The organism is Plesiomonas sp. (assembly GCF_051650925.1).
Taxonomy (GTDB): domain Bacteria; phylum Pseudomonadota; class Gammaproteobacteria; order Enterobacterales; family CAMTGL01; genus Plesiomonas.
This window is the reverse complement of record NZ_JBOFRH010000541.1, coordinates 1-3,235: the sequence shown is the minus strand read 5'-3', so window position 1 is coordinate 3,235 and position 3,235 is coordinate 1. Positions and strand designations below refer to the sequence as shown.

The window sequence follows — 3,235 nt, the reverse complement described above, 5'->3', positions numbered from 1 at the left end:
GTCATCGCATTCGGCCGTGAAATATCACCCACCACAATCGGCGGCTTAACACAGCGTGAGCCGTAGCTTTGTACCCAACCATTTTGTGTAAAGGCAAACCCTTCAAGCAATTCACCAAAGTACTCCACCATATCATTACGCTCGGCTTCGCCGTGCACCAACACATCAAGGCCGATAAGCTCCTGCTCTGACACTGCCCGTGCAATTTCAGTTTCTAACCCAGCCTGATACTGCGCAGCACTGATCTGCCCTTTTTTTGCATCGCGCCGCAATGTACGAATAGCCGAGGTTTGTGGGAAAGAGCCGATAGTTGTCGTCGGCCATGCCGGTAAAGGGAAACGCCTTTTTTGCTCTTGCGCACGTACTGCATAAGGCGCAGCACGCTCTGCATCCTCAGTACGTAACGCAGCAACTCGCTGCTGAACGGCCAGATTATTGACCCGTGTTGATGTTGCCCGTGCGCGCACCGGTGCGCTGTACTCCACCAGCAATGACTGCAACTGAATATCTGTTGGTTGATTGAGTGCTTGTGTCAGCAGCGTCAGCTCCTGACATTTTTGCTGTGCGAATGCCAGCCAGCTTTTTATTTCAGGATCAAGCTTAGTTTCAGCTTCAACATCAACCGGTGAGTGCAATAAAGAGCACGACGTGCCGAGCCATAAACGACCCTCTAACGAGGCCAATAATGGCTGTAATTGCTGCCATTTAGCTGCCAAATCAGCCCGCCAAATATTACGGCCATTGATAACACCGAGCGAAATCACAGCGTCTTTTGGCAATTGTGCTATCAGTGTGGCAAGATCATCACTTCCCTGCACTGTATCAAGATGCCAGCCCGCAACCGGCAGTGTGGCGACAGCCGCAAGGTTGTGGTTTATCCCACCAAAATAAGTACTTAACAGCAGTTTAATCGGCGTTTTACTCAAGGTTGTATAAGCACAGTGATAAGCCGTTAACCATTCAGCAGGCAGATCAAGCACCAACGCAGGCTCATCAATCTGTACCCACTCAACCCCTTTTTGCGCCAGCAAATTCAACACTTGCTGGTATACCGTAAGCAGTGCGGGCAACAGGCTAAGTTTATCAAACGCATCACCTTTGACTTTACCTAGCCATAGGTAGGTTAACGGCCCAAGCAGAACCGGTTTGATTTTGTGGCCAAGCGCCAACGCTTCATCAACTTCATCGAGTAACTGTGTCCATGTCAGGCAAAAACGCTGATTCTGATAAAACTCAGGTACGATATAGTGGTAGTTAGTGTTGAACCATTTGGTCATTTCACCCGCAGCAGCCTGATGACCACTCGGAGCACGGCCACGGGCCACGCGGAATAAGGTATCAAGATCAACACGGCCATCGGCACGTAAGTGGCGTTGCGGTACATTACCCACCAACAAGCTGGTGGTCAGCACATGGTCATACCATGCAAAATCACCAACAGGAAGCAGATCAATTCCGGCGTTTTTCTGCGCGGCCCAGTGTCTGGCACGCAAGGTTTTACCAGTATCGAGCAGAGCTTGCTGACTGATGTCTCCAGCCCAATACTGTTCTTGTGCTTTTTTCAGTTCACGGTGCAAACCAACACGCGGGAATCCGAGGGTATGACTGATAATGCTCATAATCTTCTCCATTTGGCCATCCAGATGTTTACACATCTATAATTGACCGTTAGAGTGATCTCAACAACCGGAAGTTGTTCATCTGCATTATGAAGGGAATTCATGATCGAATTACGCCACTTAACCACCCTGAGTGTTTTACATGAACAGGGAAGCCTGACCCGTGCGGCGATAGTCTTGCACCAAACACAATCGGCGCTCTCACACCAGATTGCCGACCTTGAGCAGCGATTAGGGCACCTGTTGTTTATCCGTAAAAGTCAGCCAATCAAGTTCACGCCGCAGGGCACTTTGCTGCTGGATCTGGCTAAAGAGATCTTGCCAAAGATTCAGCATGTCGAAAATCAGATTACCGCCAATGACACCCAAATTCGGGCAAGCTTGAAGTTAGCAATTGAATGCCATAGCTGCATACAGTGGCTGACTCCTGCCTTGACACAGTTTAAAGAGTCATGGCCACATACCGATCTGAACTTTACCGCCGCAACCACTTTTGATCCGCAACCTTTATTGGCACAGGGGGAGTTGGATCTGGTGATCACCAGTGATATTCAGCCCAGAGCCGACCTCTTTTTTGCCCCCTTATTTGACTTTGAAATGCGCTGGATTATCTCACCACAACATCGGCTGGCCGGAAAATCCTCACTTGCCGCTGCCGATTTTGAAACCGAGACATTGCTGGTTTATCCGGTACAAAAACAGCGTTTAGATGCATGGCGGCGCTTCTTACAACCGGCAAATATTCAGCCGAAACTAAAAACTGTAGATAGCACATTATTGCAAATTCAGATGGTTGCCGCTGGAATGGGGGTTGCTGCACTGCCGCACTGGGCTGTATTTGATGTAGAACAACAAGGCTTGTTGTGCACCAAATCAATTGGTGAAAAAGGGTTATGGCGAAGACTGTATGCCGGAGTACGCTGTAACGAACAACATGACCAAGCTATTCAGCACTTCTTACGTTGTACACGCGCTCAAATGGGGCACTTACCTGGCATTAAACGCATTAATACGTAAAATATTGAATTAAAATAAAAAAACCATAACACGGAATGCCCTACTACCTTACCGTGTTATGGCTTGCTTTCATTTATTTGATCTAATGCGTACTTGAATTAGCACGCTTGTATAGCTCAGTATTTACAGCTTCTGCCATGCTGCTGATGTGGTCGGGATTTCACCTTTCGTCCACCACTTTGCTTTATAACTGCTATTTTGATAAGTCACTGTCTGGCCAGTGGTATAGGCAATATCGGCTGACCATGCTGCAGGCCCCGTTGTCGAGCCACTGTCAGTTGTCACTTTCAGCCATACTGAACTGCTTCCCGGCGTTTCCCCTTTTGTCCACCATTGAGCTTTGTACTGCACCCCGTTATACGAGACCAGATCATTGGCTTGATAAATACTGCTGACATCCCACGCTTTTGGTGTGGTTGGCAGCGGTGTTCCTGTCCCTTTAATATTAACGATTACAGGCTGTACCACTTTATTCACGCCATCACTGACAGTCACATTAATTGTCACACTCTGATCTTGTGCTGAAACAGGTGCCTGATAGGTCATAGTTGCTTTATTGGTCGTGCTGACCACTGTGCCTGCTGATGCACTGAAAGTTA

3 protein-coding genes are annotated in these 3,235 nt (G+C 48.2%); 1 reads left to right on the top strand and 2 read right to left on the bottom strand.

Annotated elements, in window-relative coordinates; translation table 11 throughout:
- Positions 1-1,619: 5-methyltetrahydropteroyltriglutamate--homocysteine S-methyltransferase (gene metE, locus ACRC27_RS12860; RefSeq protein ID WP_438640055.1), on the bottom strand; the 1,619-nt coding region annotated here is incomplete at its 3' end.
- A 102-nt stretch (positions 1,620-1,721) separates the two neighbouring features.
- Here metE and metR point away from each other — a divergent pair.
- A complete protein-coding gene (metR, locus tag ACRC27_RS12855) occupies positions 1,722-2,636 on the top strand; it encodes an HTH-type transcriptional regulator MetR (protein ID WP_438640054.1) in 915 nt (304 codons plus the stop codon).
- Positions 2,637-2,759: 123 nt separating this feature from the next.
- Here the strand turns inward: metR and ACRC27_RS12850 are convergent.
- A partial coding sequence (locus ACRC27_RS12850) for a carbohydrate-binding protein (RefSeq protein WP_438640053.1) occupies positions 2,760-3,235 on the bottom strand: 476 nt, incomplete at its 5' end.

Bases quoted from the DNA above. Each gene is read 5' to 3' on its own strand.
- metR (WP_438640054.1), top strand. From the start codon at position 1,722: ATGATCGAATTACGCCACTTAACCACCCTGAGTGTTTTACATGAACAG.